We start from the raw sequence: 19,061 nt of genomic DNA on the forward strand, positions 1-19,061 counted from the left end.
GAACATATTTTTTTGATTGAATTGCTCCTCAATGATTCTCAGTATGTTTACTTTATTAACCTGAGCTCTGGTTAAGAGATTTATTATCCAGAGTTCAGGTTTATTCGTACCGTTAACCCCCTCCTACAAAAAGCACTTCGAATGCAGGATATTTTGTAGAGCCATAGATTGGCCACTCTATTTTTAATTGAACTACATGGTCAGGCTTAGGGCGTTTTGCTTTTTTCTAATATTCCAATCACTTATTACAATAAATTACTATCAGCAACTATATGAATTGTAATAACTATTAATATTTTCTACATCTTTCCAATCATTGCATTAAATATAATGTATACAATTTGTTGTGTTTTGTTTCTGTTTTTGTTAAAACTATGTTGCACTTTTTGTTGTTAATTGTTTGTTGTGAATTAGCAGCGAAGGTGCTTTTAATCTCTCACGCAACTAGACAGAAGAATATTATGACAATAAATAAATTGGTTTTAGCGATTAGTGCGGCATTAATGCTGCCATCAGCCCTTGCTAACACGGCACCAAAACCACAAGTTGAAAATGTAAAGCACCATCACGGTATTGAAAAACCACGCCAGTTGAATGTACCTGCAGCAAAAACGCCTACTCGTTCACTTTCAAATGAATATTCACATCGGATCCATGATTTGAATATCGCACTTTCGTCAGACCAAGTCATGGCTGCTAACTGTGATTTGAATGCATTCAATACGAGTAACAGCACAACCCTGATAAACACAATAAAATCTCAAGGCTCGGATTGTGTGAATGACTTATTTGGCGCATCGTCGAATGTTCAGGCAAATGCATTCACTTCTAACCATATGTTTGCTGTGGCTAATCATGTTAATGCCTTGTCGAAAAATTATGCTGGAGGTGGTGATACAGATATTGAAGCGTTGTTTTTATATCTTCGCGCCGGTTATTTTGTTGAGTTTTATAACGATGCGGTCAGTTTTGCATCGTGGGTAAAACCTGCGGTAAAAGGCGCGATAGATGCATTTGTAAATAACAGCCATTTTTATGATAACAATGAAGGTCACGCTAAAACCATGATTGAAGTTATCACCACGATGGATAGCTCTGAACAACAAGATGTTTATTTACCAATAGCAAAAGCATGGTTAAGCCGTTGGAACGAAACTTATGCAGCAGGCTGGAATATGCGTAATGCAATCAATGGTTTTTTTACGCTTATTTTTCGTGGTCAATGGAATAGCAACTTTGTGGCGAATGTTGGTTCGGATAGTGCGCTTGTTTCTATTTTGAAAAATTTTGCCATGAGCAACTACATGCTCGGTACAGAAGCCGAGTTTATGGTGGCTAATGCTGCCCGTGAGTTAGGGCGATTAAAAAGCTACTCAGGCACGGCTATACAAGGTGATGTTGATGCGGCACTGAACCAAATATTTTCTACTTATGAAATGTTTGGTTATGGCGATGTAGTATGGTTAGGCGCAGCCGACACCGCTACCTATTATGCCGATTGTAGTCAGTATAATATTTGTGGTTATGGTGAGCAGCTTGTTGCAAAGGTTTTTCCTCAAAATCATCAATGTAGTTCAACTATTCGTATTCGCGCCCAGGATATGAGTGCGATTCAATTGGCTGCGGCTTGTAATAAAATGGGGTATGAGGAAACCTTTTTTCATACACAATTACAAACCAATTTAATCTCAGTTGCTGATGATTACAATAGCCAACTTCAGGTCAATATTTTTAACTCAAGTGATGATTATGGTAAGTATGGTGGCGCTATTTTTGGTATCGATACCAATAATGGAGGTATGTATTTAGAGGGCAACCCAGCTAATCAAAACAATGTCCCTAACTTTATTGCCTATGAAGCAAGTTATGCTAATGCTGATCATTTTGTTTGGAACTTAGAGCATGAATATGTTCACTATTTAGATGGTCGCTTTGATTTATATGGCGATTTTAATAATCCTACAGAGCACACTGTTTGGTGGACTGAAGGGATTGCGGAGTATGTTGCTAATCAAAATAATAACCCAGCTGCTATTGCGACAATTAACGATGGCTCAACTTACACATTATCAACTGTGTTCGAAACAACTTATGATGGTTTTGACCAAGACCGAATTTATCGTTGGGGTTATTTAGCTGTACGTTTTATGTTTGAAAAGCACCGTAATGAAGTCAATTTAATGCTAGCGGATACCCGAAAAGGCGATTGGGCTGCGTATAAAGCGCGGGTAAATACTTGGTCGAGTAGTTATGGTGCTGAGTTTACCAGCTGGACTCAAACATTAACCGATACCACAAACCCACCTGTTGAGAACAAAACGCCAATTGCAATTCTAAATGGCCCATTCACTGCGGATGAAAATGTCAGTATTGAATTTAATGGCAGCGCTTCTTACGATCCTGATGGCACCATCGTCAGTTATTTGTGGGATTTTGGCGATAACTCTTCGAGCTCCGAGGCGCAACCTAGCCATAGTTATAGCAAAGCGGGTGACTATACAGTTTCGCTAACGGTGAAGGATGATAAAGGTGCCGTTGCTACTGCAACATCACAGGCATCGATTACACGAGACGTGATTGAACCACCAGTTGGTAATGCTTTACAAAATAAGCAGCCTTTAAATATTAGCGGCGCACAAGATCAGCAAACACACTTTACTTTTGAAGTGCCCGCAGGTGCTACAGAGTTGAGTTTTAAGCTGGCAGGTGGTCAAGGCGATGCCGATTTATATGTGAAGTTTGCTTCGCCTGCAACCGTTGATGTTTATGATTGTCGTCCTTATGTGGGTGGAAACACTGAAACCTGTACTATCGATCCTATTCAAACCGGCACCTATCATGTGATGGTAAGGGGTTATAACGCTTATGACACAACATTAACAGCGAGTTTTACCGCAGCTCAACATAGTCGTTTACCGAATGTATGTGCAACACAAGCACCTGTATCAAGCGGCCGTTTAGAGGCTGGTAAGGTCACATGTTTAGCTCAGCAAGAGCCCATGTGGTTTAGTATTGCAGATGTAAGTGGCCACAGCAGTATGGCTATTACGACCGCCAATGGCAGTGGAAATTTAACATTGGAATATAGCAATGCGGGTTGGCCTAATGGTGCTAATCATCATGCTGTATCTAAGAATACGGGTAATAACGAATGCATTTTACTTAATACGCAAGCCAACTACTGGGGTTACCTAAAAGTATCAGGTGCAGCACAAGGTGCAGCGATTGTGGTTGATTTTGATACTCAGGGTTGTCGCTAAGTAAATTCAATTAGTCCATCAGAACCCTTGTTTGAGCAACCTAACTTAAGGTTGTTTGAATAAGGGTTTTTGTGTTTAAGAAGAGTCTGTATCGATTGCTGTAATAAGGTGTAATAGCCATAAAGAGAATTAACATTATGATAAACAGGCAAAAGGATTTTGACTCAATATAGGGATATGCAAGCGATTAAGCTATTAGCTTGAGCAAACTTGGTAAAACTGTAGAAATAATGAGTATGATCGAATCGAGCAAGCATTTATTAAATGATTTCTTTGAAAATCAGTTGAACACCGGTGATCAAGCATTCTTTTTTAAAGAGTGTAATCCAGCTAAATTAAGTTGTTGGCAAGTACTTGAAAATCAATCATCGGTTTATGAGCTGACCGAAGTGACCTCATTTAACCCCGCTATTAGTGCCTTAGGTGAATTTAGTATTAAGCAATGGTGTTTTACTATGAAGCAGCCTGGCAAAGTAAAAATATCCTTTATCTTACGCAGCCCCGATAACGCATTAATACAAAAACAAATTGATATTCGATTATGTGTTAAATAAAAACCCAACGGCCTGATTAAAATTCATAAGAAAGCATTGCTTTTGCTTAATAAATCAACTTAGAAAAGGCGTTTACCTGAAAACTAGCTGATTTTATTGATAATTTACAGACGCTAACGTAGTATTTTTTTATTATTACTCAGTTAAAAATAAGAGTGGCCAAATGGGCGTGACAACTTCTGTGAGCGATGTTATTTCAGAGCAGTTTCAATCAGATACCTATCAGTTGATCGAAAAAATAGGTGAAGGTGGATTTGCTTGTGTTTATCGAGCTGTTTTATTAAAAACAGGGCAACAGGTTGCGATTAAGTTTTTAACCATTAGCACTGAGTTTAATCAAGAAAAAAAACAACGTTATATCGATCGTTTTGAACGAGAAACGTTACTCGTTAGTAAGTTGCAACACCCTAATATTGTACGATTGCTTGATAAAGGTCGTTCAAATGAACATCTATTATATGCCGTATTTGAATATATAAATGGCCAAACCTTAAAGCAAGTTATTGCAGAGCAAGGCGCACTGAAACCGGTTGAAGCCGCCGATATTATGACTCAAGTACTCGATGCGCTCGCTCATGCACATCAGCTAGGCGTAATCCATCGTGATATTAAACCTGCCAATATTATGCTCAGTAAAACAGGGGTTAAAACCCATGTTAAAGTGCTCGATTTTGGGATTGGTACTTTAATTAATGAAGTCCAACAGTCTGACTATAAAAGTATTACCCTTACACAAGAAACCCTTGGTACACCTTCTTATAGCGCCCCAGAGCAACTAAGGGGAGAGCCACCGACAATTAAAACCGATATTTATGTCTGGGCGTTGGTGTTTATCGAATGTTTAACAGCCAAGCCGGTTATGGCGGGTTCAAGCATTGCTTCTATCTTTCACAAGCAGCTTAGCCACAATAATGTACCGTTATCGGCAGCCTTAGTGGGCCATCCTATTGCTGCAATATTGCGCCGCGCACTCCAAAAGAAAGCACACGAACGAACGGTCACAGCGCAAGAATTATTTGATGAAGTCAGCCAGTTGAATTTTGCAAATTTGGTCGGTGATTTATCAGGCCAATCATCAGAAAAGCAACGCTTTAACGATATCACTGTGTCAGATAATACGGTGATTAATAATCAAACAATGAACTTCACTGGTCAAACGGAGCGAAAGCAAATCACTGCTTTGGCGGTGTGTATTCAGATCCGCCGAGTCAATAATGAATATTATGACGCAGAAGTACTTGATGCTATTCATCACGATATAAAGAACCAGTGTATTGATATTGCCATTCGATATGGTGCTTACCATGTCGGGAGTTTGGGGCAGCAGATGTTGTTTTATTTTGGTTACCCCAATGTCAGTGATAACGACTCACGCTTGTCTGCACGAAGTGCGTTAGATATTACAAGTTTATTGCAAAAAAGAAGCTCGTTGTTAAAGCAAAGCCAAGGTATTGAAGTAAAAGCAAAAATAGGAATGAATACCGGCTTAGTAACTTGTTATGCTGACAGTAGCCCTGAGGGTGACACGGCCAATATAGCTCAGGAACTGGCCATACTTGCTGAGCCTGAACAAATACTTTGCTCTGGCTCATCACAAGATATTTTAAATTGTTATTTAGAGTTTCAACAAAGACAGCGTTGTTTTTTGGGGGTGAGTTGCGAGCCTCAACTTGCTTATATTTTAACTGCTGAACGCCAAGCTGAAGCATTTGGTTTTTTACGAGGCCATCGTCGCAATCATGCGTTTTTTGGTCGAAAAACACAGCTAAATCAGTTAACTGATTGTTTGAAATATGAGCATGATAACGTCAGCGACATGAATTTAGTCAGCAAATTAATTCATATTTATGGTGAAGCGGGCATTGGTAAATCGCGTTTAGTATTCGAATTGCGTGATAAAGCAGCAAAACATCCCCATTTAGTTGCGCAGTGCTTACCTGAACAGCAAAACAATGCGCTATTTCCTATTTTAAATTTGGTACAGTACAAATACTCATTATCAAATCTCACTGATGAGGCTGCAGCCTTTTATTTGTACGAAAAAGCAAAAGCGTTGGCGGGGGAGGTTAAGTTTTTTGAAGATGGCATTACTACACTGCTTGCATGGCTAAACTTGCCCTTGCCTGAAGGGCTAAATGCATCGGGATTAGCAATTGAAGAGCAGAAAAAGGCCATGTTCTCGGTGCTTATCCAACTTTTACTTTCTACAAAACAAGTTGGCCTAAAGCAGCTTCTTATTGTCGAAGATATGCACTGGGTTGATCCAACTAGCCGAGAGTTTTTAGTGATGCTAGCTAAAAGCGCAAACGCAAAACAAACGCTCATTATCACCACGTCGCGATATGAACCCGATAGCGAGTTTAAGCTCACTAGTGCAGATATTATTAAGCTAAATCAATTGTCACCCCAAGTTACGCGTCTTTTTATCAACAGCTTATTTGATAATGAAGTGGTATCGCAAAATGTCAGTGAACTCTTAATCAAACGAACCGATGGTATTCCATTGTTTATTGAAGAGTTGGTTGGCATGCTTAAAAAGAATCAATTGGTTCATAAGCTCAATGGCATCATCGACTTCGTTAATCCAGATAAACTTGATCAAGTCCCCAGTACATTACGTGATTCATTGCAACAAAAACTCGATTCACTGATTTACGCCAAAGAAACCGCGCAATTGGCAGCAACAATCGGTCGTGAATTTGATTATCAAGTGCTTGCATCTGCTTCAGTGCACAGTGAAGAGCAAATTCAAAATGATCTCAACGAATTATTGGCTGCAGATTTAATTATTCAACATCGCCGAGTCGAGGGTGATAGTTATATTTTTAAACATGCGTTAGTACGAGATGCTGCTTATGAAAGCATGGGGACTAAAGAACTAAAAATAAAACATAAAAAAATCGCCTGTGCGCTTATTTCATGCTCAAAAAAACTGGGTTTAAACTCATTAATACTCATCGCTGAACATTTCTATCAGGCTAATGAATACGATGCTGCTCTGAAATATAATGTTGAAACTTTAAAGCATTATACTTCGATTTCTTCAAATTCAATGGCGATCCAAATATTTGAAAAAATAACGAAGCTCTCTGAGCTAACTTCGAATAATATTGAAATTGATAAAATGCTGTTAGAAGCGAAGCTCGCTGTCCTTCCTGCGTTTATGTCTCAATTTGGATATGCCGGTCAGGAAACGATTAAATTAAGTGAAATAATCGAAGCTAATATTTCAAATCTAGGCATGGATATAGAAATAAATAATGCAACTCAAGAGATTTTAGATAAGTTGAAATGGTCGCAGTTTTTGGCGTTTCACTACAGTTCTCAAAGAAAGAGTGCCCGAAAGGCTGGTGAGGAAATATTAGCAAAATCCGAGCATGATTTAGAAAAAAAATGCTGTACGTTAGTGCATTTAGCACAGGCATATGTCTTTGATGGTGAATATGAAAAATCAAAAGAGGCTTATGATTTTGTTATAAGAAATGCTGCCGACTTCAAAAATATTGAACGTATAGTACTAGAATATGGTTCAGAGCCTTTTTCTCAAGGTTTAACAATGTCGAGTATTGTTGAGTTAATGATCGGCAACCTAAAAAATGCAAAACGTAATGCAGAAGAAGGATTAAAAATATCTCTTTTATCAAAGCATGATATCTCGATTACATTTGGTTATATTTTTGTCGCGCTTTACCACTTTTGTTTAAATGATAAACACACAGTTAAAAATATATTTATTGAATATGAAAACAGTGTTGAGGACTTTGTTTGGGCAAAAGAATTTTTATATATTTTAAATGAGTGGGCGTGTGGAAACGTTGAGTATGCAATAAAAAGCCGCGATAGCATGATTAAGTCTGGTCAGTCGTTTGCTTTAGGTGTGTATGAAACATCCATTGCAGACACTTTATTAGCATTGAATAAAGTAGATGAAGCGACATTATTGTTAGAAGAGTCATTAGACAGAGTTAAGCGTTTAGATGAGTATTATGCAGTTCCTTTATTACTTAGATATTATGCTCGCTGTTTTATAATGAACAACAATATCACTAGAGCGAAAGAGATATACCAAGAGGCTATCCAATTATCAAAAACACAAGGCGCTTACTTTAAAGAGTTGATGTGTTTAGTTGATTATTGTGAGTATTTCGATGATCAAAAAGCCAAATCTAGGATGTTCGATATATTGATCCAATACAAAAATGAAAATGATAATTACTATTTTAGTAAAGCGAACACTATATTAGGAAATAATATTGCAGTTCTATAAAGTGGTTGATGAGTTTAATAAAAATGGTTTTGTGGTGTTGAGGGGCGTTATATCAACGCATATTCTTCATGAACTAGAAGCGCAGTGTGAATTAATCTCAAGCTTTTATATGGATAAATATGAAAGCTCGCTCAATATAAAGAAGATAATAAAATCAGATTATTGCTATGACATGCTTAAATTTTTCAATGAAAATAAAAAGTATTGTCCTCGGGCGAATAGAAAAGAACTTGATTTACATGTTGTAAAAAATATTTTTTATCAAGACGATATTTATAATGTGGCTCAAGCCATTATGGGGCAGTCGGATTTAAAACTGTATCAAGAATATTCACTTCGTTCAGTTGCACCTCATTCGTATTTTGAAAACATTACCGGATGGCATCAAGATGCTCCCGATACGGGTATCAAGCTTCAAATGTTAGGGGTATGGCTTCCAATAACTGAGTCCAAAACTGGTGGACTCGATGTTATTAAAGCAAGCCACTTATATGGTTGTGTTGAGCACACTAAACAGCCGCCGTTTTATCATATTCTAGATCCTATAATAGAAAAAAATTTAAATAATAAACTGTCCCTAAATTTAGAACCAGGAGATTGCTTGTTATTTCACCATCATTTGTTTCATACCGCTCAATTAAATGAATCAGATAAACTTCGCTGGTCTTTGGATTTTAGATACCAAACGAGCGAGCAATTTAACAGGCTGAACGTAGGCCATGACTTAAACAAACTATAATAGGAAATATCATGTCAAATTTTGCACCTGGCTTTATTAGTTTTTTACATCACTTTGTACAAAATGCAGATATTAGAGAAGACTTTAGGTCTTCACCTAATGCGACTATGGCACAATTTGAACTAACTGATGAAGAGCAAGAGGCATTTATTAATTCAAACCATGATGAAATATCAGAGTTTTTAAAAGCTGACTTTCAAAAACGAGTTCACATGGTCACGCCTTATTAGCCTCTTTTTTATTAGGTTTTTGCGTAATTTTCAATTCGTATCGCTTACAATTTAAGCTCAATTAAGGCGCTATCATAGTAATGAGTGATAACGCCTTTTTGAAAATTTATTCTTCTTTATTTTAATTATTGTTGCATATCGAAACTTTCAATTAAATGTAATACTTTTGTTGCCAGATACTTTTTAAAGTAAATGCTGACTGAGCTCTAATGTTACTTAACTGCAAGAGAACGTAGCGTTTAAAGCAGGCGTAATAGGGTGTAATTTGAATGTGCGTTCATAAGCAGTACTATTATTCTCATAGCAAATAATAATAAATTTGGCATTCACCTAAAGGTGTTTGCAGAAGTTTGAGTATCGTTATGACTGCACATATTTGGCTTTTTTTTAAACTTTTTAATTTCGCTTATTCAATTCCAGTTTTAAACCATAGAATAACAAGGCATGGTGCAGAGCGACTATCAGCGCAATTGATCACTAAATTACAAACGACCCTGCAACCTGAACAGCAATTATCTATTTTTAAGCAGCATGTTTGTCGCTATTTACCTTTGTGTGGTGTTATTTTTAAATACCAAGCAGAGGTGTTTCCCTCAGTTTTATATCAAATAGGTGCTTATTCTCACGTTGAAAAACTTTCTATTGATGGTGTGAGCATTGGGCAGCTTGAACTTGAATTCGAGCATCCATTACAGTTAAAACAAAAACAATTATTACAACTATTAATGAGAGCTTTGGCGCCGGCTCTAAAAAATGCGCTTGAATTTCAAGCGATGAAAATGCTTGCACTTACCGATAATTTAACAGGCCTAGCCAATCGTAATCAGTTTGATAATTCATTTAAATTGATGGTGAGTCAGTGCCAGCAGCAATCGAAAAACTTTGCGTTGATGGTCATTGATTTAGATAATTTTAAATGGATTAACGACCAATTTGGCCATCAGATGGGTGATTTAGTACTAAAGACTTTTGCTCAAGTATTGAAAAAATGTAGCCGTGAAGACGATTTTATATGCCGCTTTGGTGGTGATGAATTCACTCTGCTTTTAAAAGGAGTTGATGATGATTTATTCGCTCAGATAGCTAATCGGATCAGCATTGCAGTTGAGGCGGAACCGTTACTCGCGCAGTTTAAACTCGCTTGCAGTATGGGGGGGGCTTATTATTGTGATGGTGAAATACTTAGCCATTTATTTGAACGTGCCGATAAAGCGCTTTACAGATCAAAAGAGCAGGGTAAAAATTGTTTTACCGTGGTTAAGTAATTGTCCCAAAATGAATTTATACCATTTCAGAACCCAATATGGTTGTAATGTTTGGTAATATACACCGAAAATTAAGTTCACTATTATATAAACTTTCGCACTCAAAGAAGGAACTTTTATGGCTCACCTTATCAATCAAACCACCTCTGAAAGTGTTACGTTATTAACACGACATGTGTTTGGTCGCCATCCTACGACATCTCATACTGTACTAAGCATGCTTGAAGTATCGCGTACTCATGCGGTTATTTTTTGGGATGGTGAAGAGTGGTTGCTGCAAGATTCGAGTACAAACGGCAGTTATGTGAATGGAAAGCGTGTTCAACGCGAGGCGACGTACCGCTTAACGCAAGGCGATGAAATCCATTTTGCGTGTTTAGAATCAGATTGTTGGAAAGTTGCTTGTGATAGCCAACCAAAAAGTTTACTAGTTCCTATCACCGCAGGTTTAGCTCAAATCGAGCTGGATGCATTGACGGTATTACCCAGTGAAGATAATCCTGAAATTACATTATATCTCTCTCCAAATGGCCACTGGATATGTGAAAGTCTATCGGGTATTTCAGTATTAGCAACGGGCGATGTGGTCGGAACTCAAGATGATAGATGGCGTTTTATTGAGGCTAAAGCAAGCACTGAAACACATCGGATAAACTTAATCGACTTACCTAAATCGTCTCAATTAGCGATTTATTTTGATGTAAGCCAAAATGAAGAGCATGTCGGTTTGAAATTTATAATTGATAACTTTGAGTATGATTTAGGGCAACGTAGCCACCATTATTTATTACTCATTTTAGCTCGTAAACGTTTAGAAGATAAGCAAGCAGGGATCGGGGACTCAGAGCAAGGCTGGCTCGACAAAGACTTAGTGAGCAAAATGGTTGGGCAGAGCGAAGCGCATTTAAACATCCAAATTCATCGCTTTAGAAAGCAATTGATCAGTACGTTACCTAAATCATCGCATTTGCCACAAGCCGTAGAGCGCCGAACCGGCGAAATGCGATTTGCATTCGAATCGGTTGAAATCAGCGGCGGCACTCCTGGGCGCTCATGTGTCACTATTAAAAAAAGTGCCCATAATTAACCTGAGCTCTGGATAATAGCGGCTACTTTCAACGCTAACGGCGTTGAATTTACTTACAATAGGCCAGCTATTGACGCGTAAATTCGCCTTGTTATCCTTAAACGTTTCCGGCTACAGACTTGAAAAAACATTGACCAATTCAATATCAATACGTTAGTAAATCTCTTAACCAAAGCTCAGGTTAATTAAAGCGATACGTTAATGTCTCCCAATTTAAAAGCCCAAAACGTTATAACACTTTGGGCTTTTTTGTTCGTTAAACGTGTAGGATGAAGTACACGGCTTACCATTTTAAACGTTAAAGCATATGGCGCTGTTGGCGCTGGGCTAGCTTATTTTGACCTGTCGATTTTGTTTGTTCACCTGCATAAAGCTGCAAAGTGCCAAAATGGCTTTTAAGTTTTGATGCTGCGTAATCAAGTTCAATGGTCGAAATAATCAGCGCATGTTTTTCAGGGAAAAGAGCTTCAACAGCTTGTGATACCAGTTCATACAAACGCTTTAAGTTAATTTGATGAGTTTGTCCTGTCTTTTCAAATAACCAATTGGTCAATGCCATAAATTCATCAAACGGGTTGTTAGATAAAATATGGGCCAAAGAATGTTTAAAGCGGCCCGAGTTACCAATCATATCCCAATAGCGCGCAAAACGATTGATAAGTTGCATAGTCGCAAAATCAACTCTGTCAGTACTTAAAATATTAAAAGGTGGCAGAGGATTAAAGCGCAAATCAAATGTTTCAGTGTGGCGGATTATCGGGCTGCCCTTAAGGCGCTTTAAAATACCTAATTGAATTTCATGCGGGCGACACTGATACAATTCGTTAAAACTTTCTCTGAATGTTTCAAAGGTTTCACCTGGCAAACCAAAAATAAGGTCAGCATGAATATGTGCATTGGTATTATCTTTGAGCCAAATTAAGTTTTCTTTTGATTTAGGATTATTTTGTTTACGGCTGATATTGGTTTGTACTTCAGGGTTAAAGGTTTGGATCCCCACTTCAAACTGCAAACTACCTTCAGGAAATTGTGTGAGTAGCTCTTTAAGTTTTCGAGGTAAATGATCTGGCACCACTTCAAAATGTAAAAATAGGTCATCACTCATTTTATCTAAGAAAAACTGCATGATTTGCATCGTGGTTGCGATATTTAAATTAAATGTACGATCGATAAATTTAAAGTTTCGCGCCCCGCGCTGATAAAGAATTTCCATTTGCTCAAGAAATAACTCAAGTTCAAACGGGTTTGATGCCGTGTCTAACGACGACAAACAAAACTCGCATTTAAACGGACAACCACGAGATGCTTCAACATACAGCAGGCGATTTTTTAAATCTTCATCAGTGTAATATTCATAAGGTAAAGCAAGGTCTTTTAATTCAACAGGTTTAGACTTAAGAATTTTTTGTTCAGGCTCTGTTTTATTAAAAATATCTTTACATAATTGATAAAAACTTAAGTCAGCTTCACCAGTCAGCACATAATCAGCAGCAGCAACAATTGCTTGTTGTTCCGATTCATAACTGACCTCAGGCCCACCTAATACAACTTTAATTTCAGGCGCGACCACTTTTAATAAGCTAACCACATTGGTTGTTTCAATAATATTCCAGATATAAACACCAAAACCGACAATTTCAGGTTTAGCCGCTAAAATTTGCTCAACAATATCAATAGGGCGAGTCTGAATAACAAACTCTTTGATTTCGCAGCAGCTTTGCAGCTCTTTTAAATTAGCATACAAATAACGTAAACCTAAGCTGGCATGAATATACTTCGCGTTAATCGTCGCAAGCACGATTTTAGACGAGGCGTTATCCTGTGTTTGAAAAGGAGGTTTTACACCATTGGTTGGTGTTAGCTGTGTTTTATCAGCCGCATCGAGTTGCATCACTGAAATCTGATTATCGAATTGTTGCATTGCCATAGTGGTTCTTACATATCTTAAAAAGTCTAAGTGTAATAATACAGCAATCGAGCGTTATTCAGTATCTGATTTTACTCACTGTAAATGCAGACCAACAGCAGTATGTTTTAGTCTCTAAATCTATTTAAAGATGGAGATAATTGAAATTTACCTTGAATATAAAAAAGCTCAATAAATGGATAGCAGGAGTAATAATCAATAATGAAAAAAATAAGCCGTTACTTTAAAAGCAACGGCTTATTTATGTTTGGTGGAGTAGTACTACATAAATTACCTCCACCAGCGAGGCGACATTGAATGGATTAAAGTGGCGTAAGTCAGTTTAAACAAAGCCTCCAAGCCATTTGTTCATTTAAACAAATAGCTTTTTTTGAGCCTATGTGTAATGAAGTGTAATAGAGTTTTTAAACTAAAGAGTGAAATAATCCATTCCCCCTGCTTGTTGAATATAAATCTAAAAAATAACAACGTGTCAAATAAATAATCCAGATCAAACTCGTTTTCTTTTGAGTATGTAAAGATCTTTTACATATGAAAAAACGAATAATTTCATTATGTTATTTTTTTGATATAGTCGAAGCCTAAACGGATTTTAGAGAACAGTAATGGATTATATTGCACACCCCAATAAAGATGGCCAAAATCATCAATCGTTAGAACAGCATCTCTCAGAAGTGGCAAAGATAGCATCAATCTTTGCAAGAAAATTAGGGCACCCAGTCGCAGGTGAACTTTTGGGTTTGATGCACGACTTTGGAAAATATAGCAAAAACTTCCAAAGTTATATGCGCCTTATCATTGCCGAACAAACAGGTTATAACCCAGATAAAGATGAGGGAAGCGCCGAAGGCTCAACGAGTAAAAGTTTAAAAGGCAAAATTGACCACTCAAGTGCGGGTGCGCAGTGGGTTATTAATTCTCTTTTTCCTCATTACGTGAAGCTAAAACAACAAGACCAAACACTTGCACCTTATGGTTTAGCTGTTATCCAAGCACTCAGCATGTGTATTGCTTCCCACCATAGTGGTCTGATTGATAGTTTGTCAGAAAATGAGAATGTTTTTGCAAACCGAATAAAAAAGCAAGATGACCTAACTCATCAAAATGAATGTGTTAAAAATGCAGATCCTGAATTAATTGCTCAGGCTAAGTCACTCGCTAGTTTTCAGTTTATTTTAGAAAGCAGCCAACAGCTTAAAGGTATGTTTGAGAAGTTCGAGCTTTCAGCAATTGAGCATGATTTCTATCTTGGTATGTTTACTAAAATGCTGTTCAGTTGCCTTATTGATGCTGATCGAATTGACAGTGCTGATTTTGAGCAACCAAGTAACAAGCTTGAGCGTTTTAAACAACCTGATTGGGCGTTTGCTTGCGGTAAAATTGAAAGTTTTATCGCACAGTTTAAGCCAGTAAATCCAATCGATCATATACGTGCTGAAATATCTGATAATTGTTTTCAGCGTGCGCAAGACGAAACAGGTATTTACAGCTTAACCGTACCAACGGGCGGCGGTAAAACCTATGCAAGTCTGCGCTTTGCTTTGCATCATGCCCAAAAGCACAACCTAGATAGGATTATCTACATAATCCCATTTACCTCGATCATCGAACAAAATGCCAATGCCATTCGTGGCGTTTTAGACGAAGTGAATACCGATGATTGGGTGTTAGAGCATCATTCAAGCTTAGAGCCAGAGCAACAAACGTGGCGCTCAAAACTTGCCTGTGAAAATTGGGATAAACCCATAGTGCTTACAACTATGGTGCAGTTTCTTGAAAGCATGTTTGCAAGTGGTACACGTGGGGCAAGGCGTATGCATCAACTAAGCAATGCGGTACTGGTATTTGATGAAATTCAAACACTCCCTATTCGTTGTGTGCATCTATTCAATAACACCATTAACTATTTAACGCGCTTTTGTAACACCACTGCGCTTATGTGCACTGCCACTCAACCGTTACTTAATCAGTTACCCGAGCAAATACAAGCATTTGGTGAACTGCAGCTACCACTTGAAAATGAACTCACGCCAAATATCAACAAGCTCTATCAACAGTTAGAACGAGTGAGTTTAAAAAATCTCACTAAAAAAGATGGTTGGAATGAGGCGGAAATCACTGAGCTAGTGCAACAACAATTGTCAGCCGTGAAAAGCTGTTTAGTGATTGTAAATACCAAAGCGTGGGCAAAAACTTTATTTCAAGCATTGCAAAGCCAAGCTACAGATGAAACAAAATTATTTCATTTAAGTACCGGCATGTGTTCGGCGCATCGTAAACAAATTTTAGATGAAGTAAGAGCGCGTTTAGCAAGTGGACTGGCAACTTTGTGTATTAGTACCCAGCTTATTGAAGCGGGAGTGGATGTTGATTTTGGCTCCGTAATCCGATTTGTTGCAGGGCTCGATTCAATCGCCCAAGCAGCAGGGCGTTGCAACCGAAATGGTAAGCAGCCAAAAGGTCATGTGTTTGTGCTTAATCCTGCACAAGAAAATGTTGGTATGCTACACGATATTAAAACAGGTATAGCCGCTACAACTCGTATATTCACCGAGTTTGCTGAAGAAGACTTGCTTAAACCTGAGGCAATGAATCGCTATTTCCAGTACTACTTTTATGAACGTCACAAAGAGATGTCATACCCGACGAAGCAAGATCAAACTTTGCTTAACTTATTGAGCTGCAATCAAAGAAATATCAATAAAACGCCATTTACCTTAAAACAGTCTTTTATGACGGCTGCAAAACAGTTTAAAGCCATTGATGCACCTGTGCATTCAATAATAGCGCCATTTAATGAAGAAGCCAAAAGCATAATCACGCAGTTATGTGCGCTTGATAAACGCTTCGATGCATCAAGCTATCGCAGTTTGTTAAAAGCAGCACAAAAATACAGTGTGAATATATTTCCCAATGTGTGGCAAAAACTCATTGATCAGCAGGCTGTTTACCCAATAGCACAAGATGAAGCCGTATTTTATTTGAGCGAAGAATTTTACAGCCAAGATTTTGGTTTGAGTCTAGAAGTGACGAGCGCTCAGCAAGATTTAATTTTATAAAAGCAACCATGTTTTTAACAAGGAGAGCCATGTGAAAAACAGTATTAGTTTTAGATTATGGGGCAGGTATGCATTATTTACCGACCCCATAACGAAAGTAGGGGGGGAAAAGTGTACCTATCACATTCCCACCTACGAGGCGATTAAAGGGGTTTTAAAATCAATCTATTGGAAACCAACACTGGTTTGGCATGTAGATAGAGTCAGAGTAATTAAACCACTACGCACTCAAACCAAAGGCACAAAACCTCTGAAGTGGGAGAGTAGTAATAGTGAACTTGCTTATTACACCTTTTTGCACGATGCCGAATACCAAATTGAAGCGCATTTTGAATGGAATGAACATCGACCAGAGTTGGCGAAAGACCGAGTCGATGGTAAGCATTATGCCATTACGAAGCGCATGCTTGAAAAAGGCGGACGACAAGACATCTTTTTAGGAACTCGCGATTGCCAAGGGTATGTTGAACCTTGCGTATTTGGTGAGGGCGAAGGTGCTTACGACGATATTGACGAGCTAGGTTTTGGTTTGATGTTTCATAGTTTTGGTTACCCCGATGAAACAGGTAACGATGAGTTAGTCAGTCGTTTTTGGCATGGTGTGATGAAAAACGGGGTAATTGAATATCCTAGGGTTGATGCTAAGGAGCTGAAAACTAAATTTGTAAGAGCAATGGCGGCTAAAAATTTTGAATTAGAAAATAATTTGCTACCTGTTGAAAAGCTGGAGACTGAAATATGAATCTTATTTCGGCTTTAGCAAATAGTTATGAAGCATTAGTTGAGCAATATCCCGAGGATATCTGGTTAGTAAGCCATGTTAAAAAGCAAGCCCATATTGAAGTCGCGATCGATTTGCAAGGTAGGCTAATTCCTTCATTAACTAAGTTACTTGAAGGTAACGAAGCCAAGACTTTAATACCCGTAACAGAAAGTTCTGCAAACCGTTCAGGAGCTAAAATAGCGCCGCATCCCTTGTGTGAAGAGTTAAGTTATATCGCTAAAGACTTACCTAATTTGAAACAGGAAAAGTATGACGCGTATATGGAACAATTGAATGATTGGTGTAACTCTGAATATTCCACTCCAAAATTGCTAGCTATCAGGAGCTATTTAGAAAAAGGAACTGTTTTTAAAGACCTGTCAGAGCTGTTTGAATTACCTATAAAGTACCGTAATGAAGTGGGTAAAAACACACCAATAAAAGTTGATAAAACATTTATTCGTTGGGCTGTTGTAGCTCCAAAAATTCTTGATATTTCAACGCAAAGTGACAAAGAAATTATTGAAAGTTGGCAAGGTTACGAGTCTAGGTTTGGGTCGAGTAACTTTTGTTTTATAACAGGAGAAAATACTAGATGTGCAACACGTCATCCAAGATTCCTGCGTAGTAGCAGTGATGGTGCAAAAATAATTTCTTCGAATGATGACAACGGCTTTACATATTTAGGCCGTTTTACAAATGACATGCAAGCGACAGGTTTAAGTTATTTTGAAAGTCAAAAAGCACACAACGCATTGCGTTGTTTGATTGAAAAGCAAGGTATTAAAATAACTCAAAAGAAAAAGGAACCTTTAACTTACTTAGCCTGGGCCACAAAAGGGCAAAGCTTGTTAGATTTATTTGAGCCAGATTTTAGTGATTTCAATAGCTTACTCGTGATTGCTAATAATGTAGATCATAGTAAAGATTTAGGCCGGTTCTATGCTGAAAAATTAAGGCTGTATTTTCATGGTTTTAAAGTGAATGGCCAACTAAGTGATAATGACCAGATTTCTTTAGTAGGCTTAGACGCTGCAACTAAAGGTCGTATGGGCATTTTATATTACCGTGAAACCATCGCCAAAGAGTTTTTGGCGCGATTAGAACAATGGCACCGTGATCTTGGCTGGCAACAAAGAGTCAAAATCAATGAGCAGTGGCAATGGGTTTATGGTGCCCCGAGTTTATACCGGGTGCTTGATGGCGTATACGGCGACGTACTTAAATCAGCAGATACCTTGAAGAAAAACCTTATTACGCGTTTATACCCGTGTATTGTCGAGGGAAAACCTATTCCGCAAGACATCATGCAAAGCGCGTTCTATCGCGCAATTAACCGTGTTGCTTATAAACCAGAAAAAAATGGTAAATCAGATCATTGGTTACAAAATTTAGGCATCGCCTGCTCACTGATCAAAGGGTTTTATACCCGCACAACTAATTCAACTATTCAAAAGGAATACCCAATGGCATTACGAGAAGACAATGCCAGTCGCGACTACTTGTTTGGTCGTTTACTGGCGGTGGCAAATAAGGTTGAGAAAATAGCGCTCTCAAGTAGCGAAGCAAACCGTTTAACAACGGCAGAGCGATTTATGACGCAATTTGTTAATAAACCTTCCGGTACTTGGTTGAATATCGCACAAGCATTGCAGCCTTATCAACAGCGACTTTTTAGTAGTTACCGAGGTTATGATAGCGCTACCAAAGCATTAATTAGTCAAATTACCGATATGTTTGAACCTGCTGATTTTAACTCAAACCAAAAACTAAGCCCCGAATTTTTACTTGGTTTTCATAACCAAATGATGTGGCTAGAAACCCATAAAGTTGAAAATGGCCAATGGGTTAAAAAAGCTACAGCTGAGCAAGCCACAGAATCACTCGAAGAAACAGTTTAAGAAAAGGAA

The 19,061-nt window shown here is 38.0% G+C and carries 11 protein-coding genes; 10 read left to right on the top strand and 1 reads right to left on the bottom strand.

Going from position 1 to position 19,061, the window contains the following annotated elements:
* Positions 1 to 461 precede the first annotated feature (461 nt).
* The 7 genes from AC3KZC_RS04880 to AC3KZC_RS04910 all read left to right on the top strand — a co-directional run bounded on the left by AC3KZC_RS04880 (position 462) and on the right by AC3KZC_RS04910 (position 11,402).
* On the top strand, positions 462 to 3,260 hold the full coding sequence (locus AC3KZC_RS04880; protein ID WP_490579869.1) for a collagenase: 2,799 nt from the start codon (positions 462 to 464) through the stop codon (positions 3,258 to 3,260).
* A gap of 230 nt (positions 3,261 to 3,490) precedes the next feature.
* Positions 3,491 to 3,814 carry a hypothetical protein gene (locus tag AC3KZC_RS04885; protein WP_490579868.1) on the top strand — a complete coding sequence of 108 codons (324 nt, stop codon included), beginning with the start codon at positions 3,491 to 3,493 and terminating at the stop codon, positions 3,812 to 3,814.
* A gap of 163 nt (positions 3,815 to 3,977) precedes the next feature.
* The gene (locus tag AC3KZC_RS04890) at positions 3,978 to 8,081 is read left to right on the top strand and encodes a TOMM system kinase/cyclase fusion protein (RefSeq protein WP_490579867.1); all 4,104 of its coding nucleotides are present in this window, start codon (positions 3,978 to 3,980) and stop codon (positions 8,079 to 8,081) included.
* Positions 8,068 to 8,820: a phytanoyl-CoA dioxygenase family protein gene (locus tag AC3KZC_RS04895; protein ID WP_490579866.1), complete on the top strand. Its 753-nt coding sequence runs from the start codon at positions 8,068 to 8,070 to the stop codon at positions 8,818 to 8,820. Before AC3KZC_RS04890 ends, AC3KZC_RS04895 begins: the two co-directional genes overlap by 14 nt.
* Positions 8,821 to 8,831: 11 nt before the next feature.
* Entirely contained in the window at positions 8,832 to 9,050 is a 219-nt protein-coding gene (locus AC3KZC_RS04900; RefSeq protein ID WP_490579865.1) for a hypothetical protein, read from the top strand.
* 362 nt (positions 9,051 to 9,412) lie between these two features.
* Positions 9,413 to 10,315: a GGDEF domain-containing protein gene (locus tag AC3KZC_RS04905; protein ID WP_490579864.1), complete on the top strand. Its 903-nt coding sequence runs from the start codon at positions 9,413 to 9,415 to the stop codon at positions 10,313 to 10,315.
* A 118-nt stretch (positions 10,316 to 10,433) separates the two neighbouring features.
* Entirely contained in the window at positions 10,434 to 11,402 is a 969-nt protein-coding gene (locus tag AC3KZC_RS04910) for an FHA domain-containing protein (protein WP_490579863.1), read from the top strand.
* A 298-nt stretch (positions 11,403 to 11,700) separates the two neighbouring features.
* On the opposite strand, the gene AC3KZC_RS04915 is transcribed toward AC3KZC_RS04910, so the two are convergent.
* Positions 11,701 to 13,329: a B12-binding domain-containing radical SAM protein gene (locus AC3KZC_RS04915; protein ID WP_490579862.1), complete on the bottom strand. Its 1,629-nt coding sequence runs from the start codon at positions 13,327 to 13,329 to the stop codon at positions 11,701 to 11,703.
* A gap of 605 nt (positions 13,330 to 13,934) precedes the next feature.
* On the opposite strand from AC3KZC_RS04915, the gene cas3 reads away from it, so the two are divergent.
* The 3 genes from cas3 to cas8c are packed head-to-tail and all read left to right on the top strand — an operon-like array spanning position 13,935 to position 19,052.
* Complete coding sequence (cas3, locus tag AC3KZC_RS04920; RefSeq protein WP_490579861.1) at positions 13,935 to 16,388, top strand: CRISPR-associated helicase Cas3'; 2,454 nt, start codon at positions 13,935 to 13,937, stop codon at positions 16,386 to 16,388.
* A 31-nt stretch (positions 16,389 to 16,419) separates the two neighbouring features.
* On the top strand, positions 16,420 to 17,130 hold the full coding sequence (gene cas5c, locus AC3KZC_RS04925) for a type I-C CRISPR-associated protein Cas5c (protein WP_490579860.1): 711 nt from the start codon (positions 16,420 to 16,422) through the stop codon (positions 17,128 to 17,130).
* On the top strand, positions 17,127 to 19,052 hold the full coding sequence (gene cas8c / locus AC3KZC_RS04930) for a type I-C CRISPR-associated protein Cas8c/Csd1 (protein ID WP_490579859.1): 1,926 nt from the start codon (positions 17,127 to 17,129) through the stop codon (positions 19,050 to 19,052). Before cas5c ends, cas8c begins: the two co-directional genes overlap by 4 nt.
* Positions 19,053 to 19,061 lie beyond the last annotated feature (9 nt).

The organism is Pseudoalteromonas sp. J2K-J031, assembly GCF_058197095.2.

Coding starts and splice junctions, on each gene's coding strand:
- AC3KZC_RS04880 (WP_490579869.1), top strand. CDS start 462: ATGACAATAAATAAATTGGTTTTAGCGATTAGTGCGGCATTAATGCTG.
- AC3KZC_RS04885 (WP_490579868.1), top strand. CDS start 3,491: ATGAGTATGATCGAATCGAGCAAGCATTTATTAAATGATTTCTTTGAA.
- AC3KZC_RS04890 (WP_490579867.1), top strand. CDS start 3,978: ATGGGCGTGACAACTTCTGTGAGCGATGTTATTTCAGAGCAGTTTCAA.
- AC3KZC_RS04900 (WP_490579865.1), top strand. CDS start 8,832: ATGTCAAATTTTGCACCTGGCTTTATTAGTTTTTTACATCACTTTGTA.
- AC3KZC_RS04905 (WP_490579864.1), top strand. CDS start 9,413: ATGACTGCACATATTTGGCTTTTTTTTAAACTTTTTAATTTCGCTTAT.
- AC3KZC_RS04910 (WP_490579863.1), top strand. CDS start 10,434: ATGGCTCACCTTATCAATCAAACCACCTCTGAAAGTGTTACGTTATTA.
- AC3KZC_RS04915 (WP_490579862.1), bottom strand. CDS start 13,329: ATGGCAATGCAACAATTCGATAATCAGATTTCAGTGATGCAACTCGAT.
- cas3 (WP_490579861.1), top strand. CDS start 13,935: ATGGATTATATTGCACACCCCAATAAAGATGGCCAAAATCATCAATCG.
- cas8c (WP_490579859.1), top strand. CDS start 17,127: ATGAATCTTATTTCGGCTTTAGCAAATAGTTATGAAGCATTAGTTGAG.